This window comes from Rhodococcus sp. NPDC003382, from assembly GCF_053589135.1.
The window spans coordinates 164,199-185,180 of the sequence record NZ_JBSFRH010000002.1 but is presented as its reverse complement, the minus strand read 5'-3'; the positions used below and the strand labels follow the sequence as shown (position 1 = coordinate 185,180).

The 20,982-nt window shown below is 68.2% G+C and carries 17 protein-coding genes; 8 read left to right on the top strand and 9 right to left on the bottom strand.

Going from position 1 to position 20,982, the window contains the following annotated elements:
• Positions 1-63 precede the first annotated feature (63 nt).
• From ACWDUD_RS02785 to ACWDUD_RS02775, 3 genes are all read right to left on the bottom strand, one after another.
• Positions 64-804 carry an FHA domain-containing protein gene (locus tag ACWDUD_RS02785; RefSeq protein WP_450108254.1) on the bottom strand — a complete coding sequence of 247 codons (741 nt, stop codon included), beginning with the start codon at positions 802-804 and terminating at the stop codon, positions 64-66.
• Between the two features lie 113 nt (positions 805-917).
• On the bottom strand, positions 918-1,097 hold the full coding sequence (locus ACWDUD_RS02780) for a hypothetical protein (RefSeq protein WP_450108253.1): 180 nt from the start codon (positions 1,095-1,097) through the stop codon (positions 918-920).
• Positions 1,098-1,389: 292 nt separating this feature from the next.
• On the bottom strand, positions 1,390-1,527 hold the full coding sequence (locus ACWDUD_RS02775) for a hypothetical protein (protein ID WP_197251635.1): 138 nt from the start codon (positions 1,525-1,527) through the stop codon (positions 1,390-1,392).
• Positions 1,528-1,786: 259 nt separating this feature from the next.
• Between ACWDUD_RS02775 and ACWDUD_RS02770 the strand changes: the two genes are divergently transcribed.
• Positions 1,787-3,247: a SulP family inorganic anion transporter gene (locus tag ACWDUD_RS02770; protein ID WP_450108252.1), complete on the top strand. Its 1,461-nt coding sequence runs from the start codon at positions 1,787-1,789 to the stop codon at positions 3,245-3,247.
• 93 nt (positions 3,248-3,340) lie between these two features.
• A complete protein-coding gene (locus ACWDUD_RS02765) occupies positions 3,341-4,744 on the top strand; it encodes a DUF4389 domain-containing protein (RefSeq protein ID WP_450108251.1) in 1,404 nt (467 codons plus the stop codon).
• On the opposite strand, the gene ACWDUD_RS02760 is transcribed toward ACWDUD_RS02765, so the two are convergent.
• The 3 genes from ACWDUD_RS02760 to ACWDUD_RS02750 all read right to left on the bottom strand — a co-directional run bounded on the left by ACWDUD_RS02760 (position 4,734) and on the right by ACWDUD_RS02750 (position 9,703).
• Positions 4,734-4,931, bottom strand: a complete 198-nt coding sequence (locus ACWDUD_RS02760; RefSeq protein ID WP_197251633.1) for a CsbD family protein — start codon at positions 4,929-4,931, stop codon at positions 4,734-4,736. The genes ACWDUD_RS02765 and ACWDUD_RS02760 overlap by 11 nt on opposite strands.
• 180 nt (positions 4,932-5,111) lie before the next feature.
• Positions 5,112-6,131, bottom strand: coding sequence for a magnesium transporter CorA family protein (locus ACWDUD_RS02755; RefSeq protein WP_450108250.1), 1,020 nt, complete (start codon positions 6,129-6,131; stop codon positions 5,112-5,114).
• A 32-nt stretch (positions 6,132-6,163) separates the two neighbouring features.
• Complete coding sequence (locus tag ACWDUD_RS02750) at positions 6,164-9,703, bottom strand: protein kinase domain-containing protein (protein ID WP_450108249.1); 3,540 nt, start codon at positions 9,701-9,703, stop codon at positions 6,164-6,166.
• Between the two features lie 142 nt (positions 9,704-9,845).
• On the opposite strand from ACWDUD_RS02750, the gene ACWDUD_RS02745 reads away from it, so the two are divergent.
• From ACWDUD_RS02745 to ACWDUD_RS02720, 6 genes are all read left to right on the top strand, one after another.
• Positions 9,846-10,220, top strand: a complete 375-nt coding sequence (locus ACWDUD_RS02745) for a hypothetical protein (protein ID WP_450108248.1) — start codon at positions 9,846-9,848, stop codon at positions 10,218-10,220.
• The gene (locus tag ACWDUD_RS02740; RefSeq protein ID WP_450108247.1) at positions 10,214-11,347 is read left to right on the top strand and encodes a class I SAM-dependent methyltransferase; all 1,134 of its coding nucleotides are present in this window, start codon (positions 10,214-10,216) and stop codon (positions 11,345-11,347) included. The genes ACWDUD_RS02745 and ACWDUD_RS02740 overlap by 7 nt, the downstream gene beginning before the upstream one ends.
• 107 nt (positions 11,348-11,454) lie before the next feature.
• Positions 11,455-12,306 carry a Bax inhibitor-1/YccA family protein gene (locus ACWDUD_RS02735; RefSeq protein ID WP_450108246.1) on the top strand — a complete coding sequence of 284 codons (852 nt, stop codon included), beginning with the start codon at positions 11,455-11,457 and terminating at the stop codon, positions 12,304-12,306.
• A gap of 150 nt (positions 12,307-12,456) precedes the next feature.
• A complete protein-coding gene (locus ACWDUD_RS02730; RefSeq protein ID WP_197257247.1) occupies positions 12,457-13,842 on the top strand; it encodes a cystathionine beta-synthase in 1,386 nt (461 codons plus the stop codon).
• Between the two features lie 102 nt (positions 13,843-13,944).
• A complete protein-coding gene (locus ACWDUD_RS02725) occupies positions 13,945-15,096 on the top strand; it encodes a cystathionine gamma-synthase (protein ID WP_450108245.1) in 1,152 nt (383 codons plus the stop codon).
• Between the two features lie 64 nt (positions 15,097-15,160).
• Positions 15,161-17,047 (top strand): SEC-C domain-containing protein, encoded by a 1,887-nt coding sequence (locus tag ACWDUD_RS02720; protein ID WP_450108244.1) that lies wholly within the window; start codon positions 15,161-15,163, stop codon positions 17,045-17,047.
• 20 nt (positions 17,048-17,067) lie between these two features.
• Here the strand turns inward: ACWDUD_RS02720 and ACWDUD_RS02715 are convergent, their stop codons facing one another.
• Genes ACWDUD_RS02715 through ACWDUD_RS02705 form a run of 3 tightly spaced genes read right to left on the bottom strand, consistent with a single transcriptional unit; the run spans position 17,068 to position 20,953 of the window.
• A complete protein-coding gene (locus tag ACWDUD_RS02715) occupies positions 17,068-17,670 on the bottom strand; it encodes a DUF305 domain-containing protein (RefSeq protein ID WP_450108243.1) in 603 nt (200 codons plus the stop codon).
• Complete coding sequence (locus tag ACWDUD_RS02710; RefSeq protein WP_450108242.1) at positions 17,667-19,199, bottom strand: LVIVD repeat-containing protein; 1,533 nt, start codon at positions 19,197-19,199, stop codon at positions 17,667-17,669. The genes ACWDUD_RS02715 and ACWDUD_RS02710 overlap by 4 nt, the downstream gene beginning before the upstream one ends.
• Positions 19,196-20,953: an alpha/beta fold hydrolase gene (locus tag ACWDUD_RS02705; RefSeq protein WP_450108241.1), complete on the bottom strand. Its 1,758-nt coding sequence runs from the start codon at positions 20,951-20,953 to the stop codon at positions 19,196-19,198. Before ACWDUD_RS02705 ends, ACWDUD_RS02710 begins: the two co-directional genes overlap by 4 nt.
• Positions 20,954-20,982 lie beyond the last annotated feature (29 nt).

The following is a 20,982-nucleotide window of genomic DNA, read 5'->3' as shown; positions in this document are numbered from 1 at the left end:
CAACGGCACGTCCGGAGCACACGAGTACACGGCTACCCGAATTTTCGAGTAGCGCATCGTCTCTCATTGCGCGGCGTGCGAATCCCAGGGATAACGCGGGTCGGTGTCCACCCGCCGCACGTGTGCGGCCGCGATGATCCACAGGAACGAGCCGAGAATCAGCACGAAGTGGCCGACGAACCCGATCATGAAGAAGAGCGTTCCGACCGGTCCCAGGACGGTGTGCGGCCCGAACGCGGGGAATTCGTCCGTCGCGGTGGTCGCCACCGACGCGGTGCCCGTCTCGTCGGCTCCGTCGGCGAGGAACCAGGTGCACCCGAATGCTCCGACGAGCACCGTTCCGAATCCGACCCAGAACACGAATCGGGCCCACGCCCTCGCCGTTCTGACCTCGTGCAGGAAGCTCTCCCGCTGCCGGGCGTAATCGTCGTCCGGGTTGCGGTCGTCGGAACCGGCCGGCGGGGGTCGCGGATTCGCGCGGATCGGGGGGAGTGCTTCGTCGATCTGCTCGAGCCGGACCTCGACACGGCCGAACGTGACGATCTCGCCGTCGTGCAATTCACGAGCCCCGCGGAGACGTTCGCCGCCGACCCAGGTCCCGTGGGAGGACCCCAGATCCTCGACGACGACCCGGCCGCCGAAGCGGTCGATCGCGGCGTGACGTGCGCCGACCCGATGATCGTCGATCTTCAGGTCGGCACACGCGTCGCACCCGAGGACCTGGCGTCCCGGACCTATCTGCAGGACGGTCCCGGACAGCGCCGGCGGTCCGACGATGGTCATCGACAAGGGTTCCGTGTCCATGCCGGAAGCCTGGCAGCGGTGGAACCGGAAAACACGAGTAGGCGACTACCCGAATCCGCGTGCCCGTCGACGGCCTCTGCGGGTATCGACCCGAGGATCGGTCGAGGCCGGTGTCAGGTCGGCTCGGAGCTTCCGAGCTGCTGCCACCGACCGTCCACCTGCTCCTCGAGAGACCACGGTCCCAGCTCCGACCGGGGATGGGTGGTCGCCCACGCGTGAGCCTCGTCGGCCGTGCGGAACGGCTGTTCGTCGATGACCCCGCCGTGTTCGTCGACGATTCGGAAGTGTTTCATGTGAACCCCCGCGTTCGGGACGTTGTGTGCCGACGCTACTCGCCCTGCTCGTCGACGGTGCCGGTGATGGCGCGGGTCGGTACTCCCGAGCGAAGCAGGCCCGTCACCGGACGGCAGCTCCGGTTGGGGGCGTGTCGCTTTGGCGCGCTCGGTGAGCAGCGGTCGCCGGACCGCACGCAACGTCACGGCAACACGGGAGACGGTGACGCAATCCGCCGGTAACACGTGGAACCGGTGCTGGGGGAGAGGATTTCGCCCGCACCGGTACGCGGCGGATGTCCTGGAACAGGCCTCAGGGACGCGAAGAGAACAACCCGTCGTAGTTCGGGGCGCTCTGCGGCTGCGGCTGCGTGATCTCGGGCAGCTGTTCGTCGTCCGGGTTGCTCGGCTGCAGGAACAGCGGACCGGTGAATTCGGTGTCGTTGCTCATAGCGTCCTTCTTTCGGGTACGGCTCGGTACAACAGGCGATCACGGGGTCGAGAAAGGTCCGTGACCGGGTGGAGACGTGCCAGGGTGGTTCTTCGGATGGTCGCGTGCTGCTCGGATGGTGATTGTGGACCATGGGAGCGCCGCCGACCTCGAACACTCGAAGCGAGCTGTCCGATGTGTCCACACTACACGTTGCGGCGATTCGCACCAGAGGGACACGAGACCGGCTTCGTCGTGTTTCCGTGCCTAGACTTCCCGGGTGCAAACTGTGCTCGAAACCCTCCGCTCGCCCCGGCGCCTCACCACGGAGATCCTCGCCGGTCTCGTGACCTCCCTTGCCCTGATCCCCGAGGTCGTGTCGTTCGCGGTGATCGCCGGTGTCGACCCGAAGGTCGCGCTGTACACCTCGTGCATCATGGCAATGACGATCGCGTTCGTCGGTGGCCGGCCCGCGATGGTGTCGGCCGCGGCCGGCGCTACCGCCCTGGTGATCGCCCCGCTCGTTGCGTCGCACGGACTCGACTACCTCATCGCCGCGGTGTGGCTCGCCGGTGCGGTGCAGATCCTGCTGGCCGTCGCAGGCGTCGCGAAACTCATGCGGTTCATTCCGCGGTCGGTGATGATCGGCTTCGTCAACGCCCTGGCGATTCTCATCTTCACCGCGCAGCTCCGGCACCTGTTCGACGTTCCGTGGGCGGTGTATCCGCTCGTCGCAGCCGGCATCGCGATGATCGTGTTCATCCCCAAGCTCACCACCGCCGTGCCCGCAGCGCTGATCGCGATCGTCGTGCTCACCGGCATCGTGGTGCTGTTCGGTCTGGACGTGCCCGACGTCGCTGATCAGGGCGACCTGCCCAGCGGCTTCCCGACGTGGATGATTCCCGACGTGCCGCTGACCGTCGAGACATTGCGGATCGTCGCCCCCTACGCGGTCGGGCTCGCGCTCGTCGGACTCATGGAGTCGTTGATGACCGCGAAACTCGTCGACGACCTGACCGACAGCCACTCCGACAAGACCCGCGAAGCATGGGGACAGGGCGTCGCGAACTGGGCCGGTGCACTGTTCGGCGGTATGGGCGGCTGCGCGATGATCGGCCAGACGATGATCAACGTCAAGGAAGGTCGTGCACGGACCCGCATCTCGACGTTTCTCGCCGGGCTGTTCCTGCTGGTGCTGTGCGTCACCATCGGCGAGGTCGTCGGCGCCATCCCGATGGCCGCGCTCGTCGCGGTGATGCTGGTGATCGCTGTGACAACCCTCGACTGGCACAGCATCTCGCCGCGCACCCTGAAACTGATGCCGCTCAGCGAGACCCTCGTCATGGTGGTGACGGTGGTGGTGACGCTGCTCACCGACAATCTCGCGATCGGGGTGGTCTCGGGTGTGCTGACGGCGATGGTCGCGTTCGCACGACGCGTCGCGCACATGACCCGGATCCATACAGCCGACGCGGACGGTGTCCGCACCTATCGCGTCTCCGGCGAGCTGTTCTGGGCGTCGAGCAACGACCTCGTCTACCAGTTCGACTACGCGAACGACCCCGCCCGCGTCGTGATCGACCTCACCGACGCGGAGGTGTGGGATGCCTCGACGGTCGCGACCTTCGATTCGGTGCTGCACAAGTACGCGGAGAGGGGCAAGAGCGCCGAGATCGTGGGGCTGGACGGCGCGAGTCTGCGTCGCCTCGAACAACTGTCGGGCAAGCTCGACGTGTCCTGACGAGCCTGCGAGGCGCCGTCGCACTCTTGTTCGGCACATTCGCGGAGCGCTAGGGTTGACGGGCCTGCGTGTGCGTCGAACCGGAGGTCGATCATGAGGGTCGGCAGAGTGATCATGCTCGTGGTGGGCGTCCTGATGTCGCTGCTCGGCCTGGCGTTGCTCACCGCCACCGCGTTCCTCGGCTGGGCGTACGCATTCCAGCGCGACAACGGCTTCTTCACGACCCCGACGGAGCAGTACCGGACCGACACCGCCGCCCTGGTCTCCGAGAACATCGAACTGGTCGTCGACGAGAACATGCCTGCGGGGTTCGGGCCGGACGATCTCGGCCGGATCATGCTGCGCGGCACCGCGGCCGAGCCGGACCGGGAGGTGTTCCTCGGCGTCGCGCGGCAGGACGACGTCGACGGCTATCTGGCCGGTGTCGCGCACACGGAACTCGGCGACCTCGACTTCTTCCCGTTCCAACCGGGATACCGGCAGATCCCCGGCGCCGGGCAGCCGGCCCCGCCGGGGGAGCAGACGTTCTGGTCCGCGTCGGCCTCGGGACCCGGTACGCAGGAACTGCAGTGGGACTTCCAGGAAGGGAACTGGACGATCGTCGTGATGAACGCGGACGCCTCTCCCGGCATCCGCGTGGATCTCACTGCGGGAGTGAACCTTCCGATCCTCGGTCCGCTGACGCTGTGGTGCATGATCGGCGCACTCATACTGCTGGTCATCGGCGTGCCCCTTCTCGTGCTGGGCGCGGTCGGCATCGGCAGACACCTGCCGCCGCCGGTACATGCGCCGCATCCCGCCGTGGCTGTCGTGGGTCCGTATCCGGTGACGGTGCGCGGCGACCTCGACGCGCCGTCGCGGTGGCTGTGGCTCGTGAAGTGGCTGTTGGCGATCCCGCACTTCGTCGTGTTGTTCTTCCTCTCGATCGCGCACTTCGTGATCACGGTCATCGCGGGCTTCGCGATCCTGTTCACCGCCCGGTACCCGCGTCCCCTGTTCGACTTCAACGTCGGTGTGATGCGCTGGTGGTGGCGCGTGTCGTTCTACACCTATTCCGCCCTGGGCACGGACCGGTATCCGCCGTTCACCTTGCACCGCACGGACTATCCGGCAGACTTCGACGTCGACTACCCCGAGCGGCTCTCACGCGGCCTGGTTCTGGTCAAGTGGTGGCTGCTGGCCATCCCGCACTACCTGATCCTCACCGTGCTGGTCACCGGCTCGTCGACATGGGTGGTGAGCGGCGACCTGGACAGCCCGGCCCTGTATTACGCCGGGTCGCTGCTGGGGATCCTGGTGCTGATCGCCGCGATCGCACTGCTGTTCACCGGCCGTTACCCGGACGGCCTGTTCGATCTCGTGGTGGGGATCAACCGGTGGGCGTACCGGGTGTGGGCGTACGCGGCGTTGATGCGCGACGAATACCCGCCGTTCCGGCTCGACCAGGGGCCGCGCGATCGCGCGGCCCCCGAGCCGGAGCATCCGGTTACTTCTTGAACGAGTCCTTCACGTCCTCGACGGCGTCGGTCACCTTGTCGCCGGCCTTCTTCAGGCCGCTCGCCGCCTGGTCGTTCTTGCCCTCGTCTTCGAGACGGCGATCACCGGTCGCCTTGCCGGTGTGCTCCTTCGCCTTGCCCCCGAGCTCCTCCGCCTTGTGCTTCGCCTTGTCGATGAAGTCGGCCACGAGTCCTCCTCGGTTTGTGTGATCACGGGGTTGTGATCGCTCGGGTAGGAGTTACCCCGGACGTCGGGAGTGAAACGTCGGGGCGCCCCGCGCCCGGTGTGCCTGGTGGGCGCTCCGCGCCCGGTGTGCCTTTGTGGCGGCGGGGACCGCCACAAAGGCACACGGGCGCCGAAGGCGCACCTACAACCACCCGCGGCGCTTGAACACCACGTACAGGAGCCCGGCGGACAGGACGATCACCGTTGCGCTGGTCGCGACCCCGATCGAGCCACCGAACCCGGGGAACGGGATGTTCTGGCCGTACCAACCGGTGACCGCGGTCGGAACCGCGATGATCGCCGCCCACCCGGTGAGCTTCTTCATCACCGTGTTCAGCCGGGCGTCCTGCAGCGACAGATTCGTCTCGAACACCGTCGTCACCATGTCGCGCAGCGATTCGGTCCACTCCGTCGCCCGCACCACGTGGTCGTAAAGATCCGTGTACCAGCTGTCGAGCTCGACCGAATTACCGTGCTCGGCACGGTGTCTCATGATCAGCGCGACCACCTCGCGCATCGGCAGCACCACGCGGCGCAGTTCGACGAGTTCCTTGCGGACCCGGTAGGTACGACGCTGGATCGTCTTGGTCTGCGCGTGATCGTCGAACAGTCCGTCCTCGAGGCCTTCGATGGCCTCGTCGAGCAATTCGATGGTCTCGAACTGACCGTCGACGATCACGTCCAGCAGTCCGTGCACCAGCGCCTGCGTGCCGTGCACCATCAGATCCACGTTGTCGTCCCAGCGGCGCACCAGCTCCTCGACGTCGAAGGCGTCGCCGCGCCACACCGTGACGATGCCGCGTGGCAGCACGAACGCCGAGACGCGGCTCGTCCGCAGCCGCGAGGCCAGGTCGTCGCCCGTGTCGGGGCTGCCGGAGTCGAGCCTGGTCGCGTAGACCGTGAGGAACGTGTGGGTCGCATATCGGGTCGCCTTGGTGCGTTCACCGTGCGCGAGGGAATCCTCGACGGCGTGCGGGTCGAGGCCGAGTTCCTCGGCGAGTGCGAGCAGCCGCTCGTGGTCGGGTTCCCACAGGTCGACCCACACCAGCGCGGAGTCGTCCGCGAGGTGGTCGGAGACATCGGCCAGCGGAAAATTCTCGTCGACGAGCCGTCCGCCGCGCCACAGCCGCGTGCGGACCCCGTCGGTGTCTGCGGAGCTCACAGCTCGCAGTGTGCCCGAACCGGACGCCGAACTCACGACACCCCGTCGGTACCCTTCGCGACGCCCGCGATACGCGCCGCTTCGTCGACGAATGCTTCGTCGACGGTGGGCCAGTCGGGCGGCCACCGATTCTCGCGCAGTCGCTTGTGCAGAAGCTCCAGCACGGCGATCGTGTTCGCACCTCCGTCGACGAGATACCGCAGCATGCCGCGCTCGCCGCAGATGTGGACCACCTCGGCGAGCCTCCGCTCCGCATCCTCGGTGCGTCCCGCGGCGAACAGGCATCCGACGAGCAGACGCGTGGCCATCAGTTCCGCACGGGGCCGGTTCTGGGCGCGCACCCGCCGGTGCCACCGATGCGCCCACTCGCAGGCGCGTTCCAGCGACTCGGAATCGCCGCGATCCCAGAGCAATCGGATGGCGGTGGAGTCCTCGATCTGGGCGGTCGTCTCCACGACACCGTTGGGAAAGACGGTGTCGTCGTCCAACATCGGTCGTTCGGGTGGAGCCTGTATCGGTAGCCCTATGCGCACCCGTTCGTTGTCGATCCGCGCGCGCAGTCGTGGCAGATCGAGATCGGCCGCGGTCCGAGTCCCTTCGTCGAGCAGTGCCACGGCGGTCTCGAGGTCACCGCGCGCCGCCTTCAACCGAGCTGCGGTGACGAACCGGGCGGTCATGAACTCGGAGGTACCGCCCTCGCCACCCATGTGCCGGCTCTCGTCGAGCAACTCCTCCGCCTCCGCGATCCGGTTCTGCTCGTACAGAAGTTCGCCGAGCATCGACGCGGTGAGGCGCGCCGAGTGGGAGTGCGGTCCGCTGTCACGGCGCGCCGTGCGCAACCCCGCACGGAAGAGGCTTTCGGCGGCGGCGATGTCGAGTTGCTCACTTGCGGCGATACCGGCCAGGGTCTGTCCGTAGACGGCCGCGAACGTGCCCTTCGTCAGCTTGTGGTAGCGCGCGGCCTCTTCCTGCCGGCGTCTGGCTCCTGCGAGATCGAACCGGTACAGATCGCTGTAGGTGCCGAAATCGACTGCGGCGGAAGCCACCCACGGCGGCAGAGCGTCCGGCTTCTCCATGCACTCCCGGATCAGTTCCTCGATGCGCTCGGGCCGGTCCGACTGCATCTCGATCGAGGCTTCGAGCACGTCCGCCTCGATCCGGAACAGTTCGATCTCCGATTCGGGAAGGTCGCTGTGGGCCAGAGCTTCCCGCGTGGCATCGAGTGCCCGTTTCGCCTGCGGGAGTCGTTGCAGCGGAACGTTCCCCCATCCCAGGTTCAGCTGCAGCCGAGGGCTTTTCGCCACGGCCTGCGGTGGCAACTTGTCGAGCAGTGCGAGCAGCGTCGTCAGGTGCGAGCGCTCGGCGAGGTACAGCCCGTCCTCGGTGACCAGATCCACGGCCAGCTGCTCGTCGTCGGCGCCGAATGCGTGGTCGACCGCCTCGCTGAGCATGTGGTGCCGTGCGAACCACCGTGCCGCCGTGCGGTGCAGATCCGCGACCCGGTCCGGATGGTCGCGTTCGAGACGGCGCCGCAGGAAGTCCAGGAACAGATGGTGGTAGCCGAACCAGATCCGCTCGTCGTCGAGATGACGCAGGAACAGATCGCGATCCTCGGCCTCCTCGAGCATCGCCTGCCCGCGTTTCGTGTCGGCCAGGACGGAGGCGAGACTGCCGTTGATCCGTTCGGGGATCGAGGTGGCCAACAGGAATTCGTACATGTCCGGTTCGAGGGCGGACAGCACATTGTCGGCGAGGAACTCACCGATCGCGTGGTGCCGGCCGGACAGGTGCTCGATGAGACCGGACGGATCGTCGCTGTCGCGCAGGGACAACGACGCCAGCTGCAGTGCCGCGGCCCAGCCGTCGGTGGTGCGGGTGAGATCGTCGACGTCCTCGTGGTCGAGGTGCAGACCGCTCACGTCCCGCAGGAACGAATCGGACTCGGTGACGTCGAAACGCAGATGGTCGGAGTCGATCTCGACGAGTTCGTCGCGAACACGCATGCGGCTCAGGGGGAGTCCGGACCTGCTTCGGCTGGTCACCACGATCTGCAGGTGGTGGCATCCTCGGTCGAGAAGAAAGTCCAGTGCGGCAACAGTTTCCGGTGACTCCACCCGATGCCAGTCGTCGATGACCAGTGCCGTGCGCATGTCCTGCCGGTGCAGCTCGTCGATGAGTGCGCTGAAGACGTACCGCTCCGCCTCGTCGTCCGCGTGGCTTTCGAGGATCTCCGACAACAGCTGGGCCAGAGCCGGCCGCACCTGACGCAGCGCCTCGATGACGTGGGTGAGGAACCACACGACATTGTTGTCGTCGTGGTCGACGGCCAGCCACGCCACCGGAACGCCCTCCCCGGTGAGCACCTCACGCCACTGCGCCGCCAACGTCGACTTCCCGAATCCGGCAGGTGCGTGGATGGCCGTGAGCCTGCGGCGCTGCCCGGCTCGCAGCAGATCGATCAGCCGGGTGCGAGGCACGAGCTGACGTGTGGTCGAGGGAGGACGGAATCGGGTCGCCGGCGCCGTCGACGGTGTCGTCGCCCCCGACGTGCCGTACCGATGCGATCCGGTGGTGGGCATCGCTCCGGTGGGAATTCCGCCGGTCCGGTGCGTGGCGGAGCCGAGCGGAGGGCGGTCGGCCTGGCCGGGGTGGGTCGGCAGCGCCATCTCGTCGACGTCGAGCGAGTGCGCCTCCTCGACCTGCCGGAGGATGTCACCGAATGCGAACGCCGTCTGCGGCCGGTTGTCCGGATCGGTGGCCATGCCCTGCTCGATTGCCGCGCACACGTCGTCGGGGATGCCCTCGCCGCGCAGGTCCGGGATCGGTTCGGTGGTGATGCGCACGAACTGCGCCACCACTCGTTCGCCCTTGCGGCGCTCGAACGCCGCGTGCCCGGTCAGTGCGCAGAACAGCGTCGCGGACAGCGAATACACGTCGGAGGTCGCGGCGGGCGGTTTGCCCTCGAGGATCTCCGGTGCGGTGAACGCCGGAGACCCGGTGATCTCGCGCGACGTGGTGCGGAATCCGCCTGCGACCCGGGCGATCCCGAAATCGGTGAGCTGCGGCTCGCCGTACTCGGTGATGAGGATGTTCGCGGGCTTGACGTCGCGGTGCAGGATGCCCGAGCGGTGAGCGGTTTCCAGAGCGCCGGCGAGCTTGACCCCGATGCGCAGCACGTCCCGCCACGCCAACGGCCCGTGGCGGCGGATGCGGGCTTCGAGCGAGTCGTGGGGGTGATAGTGCATCGCCAGGTAGGGCTGACCCCCCGGCGTCGAGCCGGCCTGCAGCACCGTCACGATGTGCGGATGTCCCGACAGGCGGCCCATCGCGCGCTGCTCACGGAGGAAGCGTTCGAGATTCTCCGGTTCGAGTGTGGAAGCCAGGACCTTCACCGCGACCGTGCGGTCGAGCTCCTCCTGGCGGCAGCGGTAGACGACCCCGAAACCTCCGCGACCGATCTCCTGCGGGTCCGCGAACCCGACTGCCTCCAGATCGCGCGCGGTGGCATCCTCGTCGTCGGTGACGTCGAGGAACGGTGCTCGTTGCGTCTCGAGCGGATTCTGTTCGACCATCGCTGCAAACCGCCTCGTCGCCCGGTTTCTCCAGGATAGTCGGGTCCGGTACCGCCCGGCGCTGATCCATCCAGCGGATTCGTTTACCGTGTTGCCGCCGGGACTACCGGAAAACGACACTGCGACCAGAAGTGGGACATAGATGAAGAAGACTCTCGCGGCGCTGTTGGGTGCAGGTGCGGTCCTGCTTGCGGCGGCGTGCGGATCCTCCGACGAGGGATCCGACTCGGCCGGCGACACCACCACGGCCACCACCACGACCAGCGCGGCGGCCGCCGCCGGCGATTCCGGCGCCACCGGGTCCACCGGCGTCGAGCTCGGCCAGAGCTACGACGAGATCTGCACCGCGATGCTGCCGTACTTCGAGCAGCTCGAAGGCTGGGGCCAGGACCGCGCGGAAGCCGCCAAGTCCGTCGCCGACGCCCAGCAGATGCTCCCGGGCTGGGAGGGCCTCTCCGAGGACCAGAAGGCCGACACGCTCCGCGCCATCGAGAACGCCGGCAAGGGCGAGTGCTGATCGACTGCCAGGAGTTGTTCGCCAGGTTGCGGCGCTTTCCCGACGTGGAAGCGCCGAACCTGGTTGCCGTGGATGCCGCCGATCGGCTGCTCCTCGACGAAGCCGGCGCCGCGCTCGCCGCGGCGCCGGCGGGCACCGTCGTGGTCGTCGACGACCAGTACGGTGCCCTCACGCTCGGTGCCGCCGTGCGATACGGCAGCACCGGTATCCGTGTCCATCAGGATTCGGTGGTGGGGGAGCGGGCACTGGCCGCCAATGCCGACCGCGAAGGCCTCACCGACCACTACACCCGGCACGGCCTCGACGCCGCCCTGATGACCGGCGCGCGGGTGGTGCTGCTGCGGCTGCCGCGGTCGCTGAGCGCGCTCGCCGAGATCGCCGAGACGATCGCCCGCCACGCCGACCCCGAGGTCGTCGTCTTCGCCGGTGGTCGCGACAAGCACATCTCCCTGGCCATGAACGACGTGCTGGGACGTTCCTTCGCCGACGTGCAGGCCTCCCGCGGACGGCAGAAGTCGCGGGTGCTCACCGCCCGCACCCCGATCCCGGGCCCGTCCACCTATCCGGTGACCGAGACCCTGGCCGACATCGAGCTGACGGTCGTCGCGCACGGAGCCGCGTTCGCCGGTCCGCGCCTCGATATCGGCACCCGGTTCCTCCTCGAGTTCCTGCCGCGTATGCGTCCGGACGCGGCGGTGGCCGTCGACCTGGGCTGCGGGACCGGGATCCTCGCGGTGTCCCTGGCCCGGCAGAACCCGGACCTGCGGGTCGTCGCGACCGACCAGTCCGGGGCGGCGATCGCGTCGGCCGCTGCGACCGCCGCCGCGAACGGCGTCGCCGACCGGGTGGAGGTGCTGCGCGACGACGCCGCCTCGACGCTGCCCGACGACTCCGTCGACCTGGTGGTCTGCAATCCGCCCTTCCACGTCGGCGCCGCGGTGCACACCGGTGCCGCCGAGAAGATGTTCGATGCCGCCGCCCGGATCCTGCGCGACGGCGGCGAACTGTGGACGGTGTACAACTCGCATCTCAACTACCGGGGAACCCTGCGGCGGGTCGTCGGACGGACCGACATGGCGGGACGGAACCGCAAGTTCACGGTGACCAGGTCCGTGCGAACCCGGTAGAGTCCGGTTCGTCCGATCTCGAGTGTGCCGGGCCGGTGTCTGCGGGAACTCCCGCGACCCGCAGCACGTTGAACGGACAGAACCGACCACGAGAAGGGATGTGCACGGTGCGCACCACCAGTAACCCGGTGTTCCGCAACCTGCCCAAGCAAGAGGGCGGCGGATACGCCACGTTCGGCTCTGCGACGGCGGGCGCCGCGCAGGTCACCCAGCAATTCGGTCAGCCGCAGTACGCGCAGCAGGATCCGTGGGCCCGCCCCGCGACCACCCGCGCGATGACCATCGACGACGTCGTGACCAAGACGGGCATCACCCTCGGTGTGCTGACGGTCTCGGCGCTGGTCTCCTACTTCCTGGTCAACTCCAATGTGAACCTGGCCGCGCCGTTCGTCATCGGCGGCGGTCTGGTCGGCTTGGTGCTGGTCCTCGTCGCGACCTTCGGCCGCAAGATGGACAACCCGGCGATCGTCCTCGCCTACGCCGTCGCCGAAGGCTTCTTTCTCGGCGCGCTGTCGTTCATGTTCACCGACATCACGTTCGGTGGAACAGGCGGATCGACCCTCATCGCGCAGGCCGTTCTCGGCACGTTCGGCGTCTTCTTCGGCATGCTCGTCGTGTACCGGACCGGCGCGATCCGCGTCACCCCGCGACTGACCCGCATGATCGTGGGCGCGCTGATCGGCGTGCTGGTCCTGGCTCTGGGCAACCTCGTCGCCGGCTTCTTCATCGACGGCGGCCTGGGCCTGCGTGACGGCGGCGCTCTCGCCATCGTCTTCAGCCTCGTCTGCATCGGCATCGCCGCGTTCAGCTTCCTGCTGGACTTCGACGCCGCCGACCAGCTGATCCGCGCCCAGGCGCCGGAGAAGGCCGCGTGGGGCGTCGCGTTCGGTCTCACCGTCACCCTGGTGTGGCTGTACGTCGAGATCCTGCGACTGCTGAGCTACTTCCAGAGCGAATAGTCCTGCCCTGAACCTCGCTTGCCCGTGCGTGTTTTCGGTAGTTCCCACTACCGAAAACACGCACGGGCAGCGGTGTTTCTGTCGTGTTTCCGCCCGGCCGCCGAGACGGCCGCCGGGCCGGACCACATCGTGAAATGAGAACATGGAGCCATGCGCATCGCGGAAACCGTCGTCGACCTGATCGGGAACACCCCCCTCGTCAAGCTCAACTCGGTCGTCAAGCCGGGCTCGGCGCTCGTCGCGGCGAAAGTGGAATACCTCAACCCCGGCGGCAGCTCGAAGGACCGCATCGCGGTCAAGATGATCGACGCAGCCGAGGCGTCCGGCGCGCTGAAGCCGGGCGGCACCATCGTCGAGCCGACCTCCGGGAACACCGGCATCGGCCTGGCCCTCGTCGCGCAGCAGCGCGGCTACAAGTGCGTGTTCGTCTGCCCCGACAAGGTGAGCGAGGACAAGCGCAACACCCTCAAGGCGTACGGCGCCGAGGTCGTCGTGTGCCCGACCGCGGTTCCGCCGGAACACCCGGACAGCTACTACAGCGTCTCCGACCGCCTCGCCCGTGAACTGCCCGGCGGCTGGAAGCCCGACCAGTACTCGAACCCCGGCGGCCCGGAAAGCCACTACGAAACCACCGGCCCGGAGATCTGGCGCGACACCGACGGCAAGGTCACGCACTTCGTCGCGGGTGTCGGCACCGGCGGCACCATCACCGGCACCGGCCGCTACCTCAAGGAGGTGTCCGGCGGCAAGGTCAAGGTCATCGGCGCCGACCCCGAGGGCTCGGTGTACTCCGGTGGTACCGGCCGCCCCTACCTCGTCGAAGGTGTCGGCGAGGACTTCTGGCCCAGCGCATACGACCCGTCGATCCCCGACGAGATCATCGCCGTTTCCGACGCCGACTCGTTCGAGATGACCCGGCGGCTCGCCCGCGAGGAAGGCCTGCTCGTCGGCGGTTCGTGCGGCATGGCGGTCGTCGCCGCCCTGAAGGTCGCCGAGCGTGAGGGCCCCGACGCGCTCGTCGTGGTGCTGCTTCCGGACGGTGGCCGCGGCTACCTGTCGAAGATCTTCAACGACAAGTGGATGGCGTCCTACGGCTTCCTGCGTTCGCCGCTCGACGGCAAGCCCGACGATTCCACCGTCGGCGACGTGCTGCGCGCCAAGTCCGGCGACCTGCCCGACCTGGTGCACACCCACCCGTCGGAGACCGTGCGCGACGCCATCGAGATCCTCCGCGAATACGGCGTCTCCCAGATGCCGGTCGTCGGTGCGGAACCGCCCATCACCGCCGGTGAGGTCGCCGGGTCCGTAAGCGAACGGGAACTGCTCAGCGCCGTGTTCGAAGGCCGCGCGAAGCTCGCCGACTCGGTCGCCGAGCACATGAGCCCGGCCCTGCCGCTGATCGGTGTCGGCGAGTCGATCGGTGCCGCGACCAAGGCGTTCGGCGACACCGACGCGCTCATGGTCATCGACGACGGCAAGCCCGTCGGCGTCATCACCCGCCACGACCTGCTCGGTTTCATCAGCGCCGGTTCCTGACGGACGAACACTGCAGTCCGGTGACGTCTTCGACGTCGCGGTCCGGTGATGTCTTCGACGTCACCGGACCGCGGTGTCTCCGATGTCGATAGGCTGGACCGCATGAGTGAGCAGCACAGCCACGGATTCTCCACCCGAGCCGTCCACGCCGGATACGATCCCGACCCGCAGACCGGCGCGGTCAATGTGCCGATCTACGCGAGTTCGACGTTCGCGCAGGACGGCGTCGGCAACATGCGCAGCGGATTCGAGTACGCCCGGACCGGCAACCCGACGCGGCGACCGCTCGAAGCGAACCTCGCCGCACTCGAAAACGGAACCTACGGACGGGCGTTCGGTTCCGGCATGGCCGCCACCGACTGCGTCCTGCGGTCGGTGCTGCGCCCCGGCGACCACCTGGTGATCCCCAACGACGCGTACGGCGGCACGTTCCGTCTCATCGACAAGGTTTTCACCCAGTGGGGCATCGAGTACACGCCGGTCGCGGTCAACGATGTCGACGAGGTGCGCGCGGCGATCCGTCCCGAAACCAAGCTGGTGTGGCTCGAGACGCCGACGAATCCGCTGCTCAACATCGGCGACATCGCCGCGATCGCCGAGGTCGCGCATGCCGGTGACGCAAAGCTGGTGGTGGACAACACTTTTGCTTCTCCGTACCTGCAGCAGCCGCTGACGCTCGGCGCCGATATCGTGCTGCACTCGACCACGAAGTACATCGGCGGCCACTCCGATGTGGTCGGCGGCGCGCTGGTGACGAACGACGAGGAACTCGACCACAAGTTCGGGTTCCTGCAGAACGGCGCCGGTGCCGTGCCCGGACCGTTCGACGCGTACCTGACGCTGCGCGGCATCAAGACGCTCGCGCTGCGCATGGAGCGGCACAGCGACAACGCCGAGCAGATCGTCGATCTGCTGTCCGGCCACAAGGCCGTGAGCCATGTGCTCTACCCGGGGCTCGAGTCCCATCCCGCACACGAGGTCGCCGCCAAGCAGATGCGCCGGTTCGGCGGCATGATCTCGGTGCGCCTGGCGGGCGGCCGGGAGGCTGCGCTGGACTTCTGCAAGCGCACCGAGATCTTCACGCTCGCCGAATCCCTCGGCGGCGTCGAATCGCTCATCGAACACCCGGGTGCGATGACGCACGCGTCGACCGCCGGTTCGGTGCTGGAGGTGCCGGAAGACCTGGTTCGGCTGTCGGTGGGCATCGAGGACGCCGCCGACCTGCTCGCGGACATCGAGCAGGCGCTGGGATAGACGACACGGTCCGCCGGTCGGTTGCGTCCTGCGACCGGCCGGCGGACCCGTACGATCGACAGTTGTGAGCACAGACCTCGACGCCCTCACCGACGCCGCACTCGATGTGCTCCGTCGGCACGGACCGCTGACCGACGACGACCTCGCCGCGCATCTCGCCGACGAGGGATTCGGTGACGCCGACGAACTGGGGTACGCGGTCGTCGACCTCGATCATCCGTACCTCGACCTGCTTCCGGACGGGCGCAACGTCGCCGTGGACACGCTGCTCGAGGGGCGGGTGTTCACCCACCGTCTCTCGGCTGCGGAGATCGCGGCCGACGCGACCGGCGCCGACGAGCTCGGCCTGCCGACGAGAGCGCTGTGGGGCAACCCGGACGAGGACCGCGTGGAGTACGTCTTCAACGACCCGGAAGACGAACGCCTCGTCGAGCGGGGTATCGGGGACGGTGACATTCCGGACGAGGACATCCTGCTGCTCCCGCCGGGAACGTTCGCGGGGTGGTCCCCCGGTGACGTGGTGGCGTTCACCGTGACCGACGGACGTGTGCAGTGGCGACGCGTCGACGGCGACCTCGCCGCCGGGCCCGACCTTGCGGCCGGCATCGGTGCCGACACCGAGTTCCCGGTTCTGCTCGAAGATGTGTTGCTGAGTCTCGTGGCAACCGATCCGGCCGGATTCGCCGAACCGGCCGTTCCGTTGAACGAGTGGATCGACGCCGCCGGTTTCGACCGGCATCAGGACGACATCGCGCCGCGCGGTTTCGACTTCGCCGAATACCTGCGCGAACAGCGGCTCGCCGTCTATGCCGAGGAGCTCGACCTCGACCGGGAAGCCGTCCCGGACGTGCTGATGTTCGTCGGGCTCGTCGAGTCGATCGAGGACGGTGACGAGCTCGACCCGCAGTTCGTCGAGCACGGCGCCGGGCTGTACCGGCATCTCGCCGACCCGTACGTCGCCGCGGTGGCACTGGGGCAGGTCATCGAACACGAACTTGCGCCGGCGGCGCTCGCGCAGGCGGCAGAAGTGTTGCTGTCCTTCGGATCTCGCGAACTTGCCGCACCTGCGCACTGGTTCGCCGGACGGGCCGCCGAATACGACGGACGGATGCGGGATGCCGAGCGCCACTACGAGCAGTCGGCCGGAGCCGATGTCGAGTTCGTCCCGAGCCTGATCGACCTCGCCCACTTCGCCTCCGACCGCGGGGACGCGGTGCGCGGCCTCACCCTCCTCGACCGGATCGAAGGCGGCGACGAAGAGCCCCTGTACGAACTACTGCAGTTCTTCCGGCCCGTCGACCGGCCCGACCTCGGCCGCAACGACCGCTGCTGGTGCGGTTCCGGACGCAAGTACAAGGTGTGCCACCTCGGCAAGGCCGATCACCCGCTCACCGAGCGCGCCGCATGGCTGTATCAGAAGGCCGCGATGCACACCGACCTCCCGCGATGGTCCGTTGTGCAGTTCGCGCTCGCCGAGAATCGCGTCGCCGACCTCGACGAGTTCGACGAGGAGTACGCCGAGGCCTTGAACGAGGCGCTCGCCGATCCGCTGATCACCGATCTGGTGCTGTTCGAGTGCGGGGCGTTCGCCGAGTTCGTCGAGCAGCGCGGTTACCTGCTGCCCGAGGACGAACTGGACCTGGCCAGGCAGTGGCTGGAGGCGAAGCGCTCACTGTACGAGGTCGAACGGGTGCAGCCGGGTGTGTCGGTGACCGCGCGGGATCTGGTCACCGGCGAGACCGTCGAGATCAGCGACCGTGTCGCGAGCCGGCAGGTCGGCGCAGGGGAACTGTTGCTGACCCGCCTCGTGTCCGTCGGCGACGCGTGGCGGATCGTCGGCGAGATCCAGCGGATCGCCGAGGAGCAGCGGGCCGCGATGCTCGAAGTCCTCGACGACCCGGACCTCGACCCCGCCGCGCTGGTCGACCCCTTCTCGGACGAGGCCGACTGACACGGGTCGACCGGCACAGGTCACGGATACGGCAGGACGGTCGCACCCCGCGCGTCCAGCGCCACGGCCATCAACGAAATCTCCTGGTGCTGTTCGTCGACGAGTGCGGTCGCACGGGTGCGCACGGCCGGCACCGCGGTCGTGTGCGCCACATCCGCCGCCATGTCGATCCCGCCCTGATGATGGCGAATCATCAACTGCAGGAACAAGATTTCACGCTCGGGGCCGGTGGCGTCGTGCAGGCGGGTCAATTCCACGTTCGTCGCGACGCCCGGCATGCCGACATGGTCGTGCCCGGTCGGCTGGGCGGGTGCACCCGCGAGTTCCAGCCAGCCGGTGAGGATTCCGATCTCCTGCACCTGCGACGTACGGATCTGCGCGGCGAGCGCACGCACGTCCGGCGCGACGTCCCGGCCGAGCATGTCGACCATGGTGATCGCCTGTTGATGGTGCATCGACATGGCCTGCGCGAACGCGATGTCGCCGTCGGTGAGCGCCACCGTCGCGGTCGCGGGGCCGGGATCGGTGCCGCCGCCGGACGAGATCCGTCCGACCGCGACACCGAGCGTCAGGCACAGTACGGCCACGGCGAGTACCAGCGTGGTGCGACGTGTCGTGCTCATCGCGGCGGATACACCGCCGGATCCAGTTGCAGCGCCATGAACCCGTTGTCCATGCACGTCACATACAGCTTGTCGCCGTGGAATTCCGGTGGCGAGAGGCACCAGTCGGCGGACAGGTCGCCGCCGACGAGCCGGCTGCGCTCGTTGACGATCCCGTCGGTTCCGGTCTCGCCCTGCAGGATCGCGCGGGCGACGGACAGAGTGCCGATGATCGGCGGGGCCGCGATCGATCCGAGCGTCGCGTGCAGCGAATTCGGCAACTGCAGGTTCTTCCCGGTCTGCGCAGGCGGGTTGAAGTACGCGATCTCCCGGAACCGGTCCGGGTCCGTCACGTCGAACACCCGGATGCCGGACTGGATCCAGCCGCACGCCATCGCGCGCGGATCGTCGGGGCGGTCGACGGTGCAGTAGTGCGCGTCGTAACTGAAGGCACCGTTCGCGGCGCTGCTCGACGCCCAGCGGTTCTGGTTCTCCGGCAGGTTGATCGCGAGCTTCGCGCTGGTGCGCCAGCGCGGGGCGGCCGGGTCGGTGATGTCGAACAGTTTCACGCCGCCGGAGCCGCCTTCGTCGACGGTGAAGATGTGCGGCACGCCGTCGTACGTGACGTACACGCTGTGCTGGCTGAGCAGGCCGTCGGTCCAGAACTTCGAACCCAGGTGCGGCAGCGGATGGCCGATCACGGTGCGCGGCGGCCGATTCTGCACCGCCGAGACGTCGAGGATTGTCATCCCGGCCAGATTCGACAGGAACATGGTGCTCCCGTCCGGCGTGAATCCCATGCCGTGCGCGGCGACACCGGTGAGGCCGCCCCACACGACCATCGGCTGCGTGGGATCGGTGAGATCGACGGCGCTGACCCAGCCCGGAGCGATCCCGGACGCCCAGTAGGTGTTGCCGTCGGGGGAGAAGGCGCCCTCGTGGGTGGTGATGGGCACCGGCATGTTCGGCAGCGAACCGGTGGTCGTGTTCAGCAACCGGGGGTGTGCGCAGTCCTCGGAGATGTCGTACACCGAGATGTAGCCGGCGCTTTCGATCAATCCGACGCCGGTGCCGACGAGCAGACCGCGCCCCTCGTGTACCTTCAGCGATTCCCAGGTGCCGCCGACCATCGCCGGTTCCGTGAGCACCGCTGTGCGCACCGGATGCGCCGGGTCGCCGACGTCGAGAACCTGCACACCGGCGTCCTCGCCGAGGAGATTGGTGGGGAAGGTCGACGCGATGTATGCGCAGTCGCCGTAGGTGGGGCTGATCGGACCGGCGCCCTGGCCCTGGTACTGCCCGATCAGGTCGATGTTGCAGTTGTATCCGCCGGTGCTGCGGCCGGAGGTGCGGTCCGCGAGCGGGACCTCGCCCTGGATCCCGGTCTCCACCAGATCTCCCGGCCGGCAGGACGCCGGGTCGACCGCGGTGTGCCACACGCCGGTGACTTCGTCGAATCCCGACGGCGGTTCTGCCGAGGCGACGGCGGAGCCGGCGAGGAGGACGGTGGCGGTGGCGAACGTGGTCACAGCCCTGATCGCGCGCCTCATCGGGTGGTTTCCACCAGGTCCCGCAGTACCGCGGTGACCTCGTCGGGGCGTTCGAGTGGCCCGCAGTGGCCCGAGTCGAGTTCGTGCAGACCCAGGGGGTGCTGCAGCCGCGCGGCGATCGCCTGCGACCGCGCAGGCGGGGCGATCCGGTCGTGACGTCCCGAGATCACCACTGCCGGAACCGGAACGTGCGCCGGGTCGACGTCGGTCACCATGTTCACCAGCAGTGCGCCGTAGCCGCCGCGTCCACGCGCGGAGGTCGCGGCGAGGATCACATCGACCTCGCGGGCGACCGACGGGTCCGCGGTGGCACCGACCGCGACACGGGCGAGCAGTTGCCGGCGCAGCGGCAGGCGACGCGGCAGCGGGAGACCTGCCGCGGGTGCCACCGACTGCGCCAACCGGCGACGCAGCGCGAGCGTGCGTTCGGGGCCGCGGAGGAACCGCAGGTTGTCGAGGATGTCGCCGGGCGTGGTGTTCACCAGCGCGACCGCCGACACCCGGGACGCCGCGTCCGCCGCGTACTTCTGCGCCCAGCTCATCACCGCGATTCCGCCCATCGAATGTCCCGCGACGACGGCGCGCTGCCCGTCCGGGACGGTCGCGGTCAGCACCGCCTGCAGATCGTCGGCGAGATGGTCGAGTTCGTAGTTGCCGGCGCGCGGGGCGTCGCTGCGGCCGTGCCCGCGATGGTCGAAGGCGACGACCCGGAACTCGCTGCTCAGATCACGAATCTGGTTGCGCCAGAACAGTGTCGAACACAGGATGCCGTGTGCCAGCACGATCGTGGGGGCGTCGTCCGGTCCGTGGATCTCGGCGTGCAGGCGGGTGCCGTCGGCGCTGCGCACGTCGACGACCCGGGCATCGGGATGCGAGTGCGTGCGGCGTTCCGCGCGGCGCAGTGCCCGGCGCGCCTGCGGCACCATACGGACGGTCCGGGGCAGTCGCGGTAGCACGGTGCGCGACGTGGCGGCGAGCGCGGCGAAGGCGAGTTCGTGGCTCCGGGTCCAGCGCATGCCGAACATCTCGCGCAGGTCCGGTGGCAGCAGACCGCCGGTGATCAGGGTCAGGACCCGTCCGGCGATCGGCCGTGAGGTGTAGTTCCAGAGGAACTTGTTGCCCACCAATGGAATCGGGGGAGGCTGCGGCGATCCGACGACCGCGAGGACGCGGTCGGTGATGTCCGAGCGCTCCAGCCGGGTCGCCGACATCTCGTCGAACCACGCGCAGAAGGCCGCCCAGTCGGCGGGCATGTCCTGCTCGCGGACGCCGTACAGCCGGCCCACCCGGCGCATCTCCAGGTAGAACTGCTCGACCTCGCCGGGACGCCAGCCGCGCCCGAGGAGTTTCTGCTGGGTGTACACGCCGTGCACCAGGCTCGCGTGAACCCAGTGGAACGCTTCGGGATTCAGTGAACTCCAGCGTGATCCGTCGGGATTCGTGCCCTTGATCGAGCGATGCAGATCCCGCAGGCGGCGTGCCGTGGCGAGCGCTTCCTCCTCTCCGTAGACGACGTCCATGATCATGTCGAGGGTGCGTTCGGCGCGCCCGTACGGGTCGGATTCGAAGACCGAGAATTCGCGCACGCCCGTCGCGACGATCGGATGCGCCACGTCGATCAGCAGCCGCCGCGAGGCGCCGAGTACGAACGTCAGGTCACCGAACACCGACCAGGCGACGGAATCCGGACCCAGCGGGGGCGGATCGAGGGGCGTGGTCTCCGGATGGGGGCGTGTCTCCACCGCGTTCGTCATGAGATCATTGGTAGCAGAATAGTCTCAGG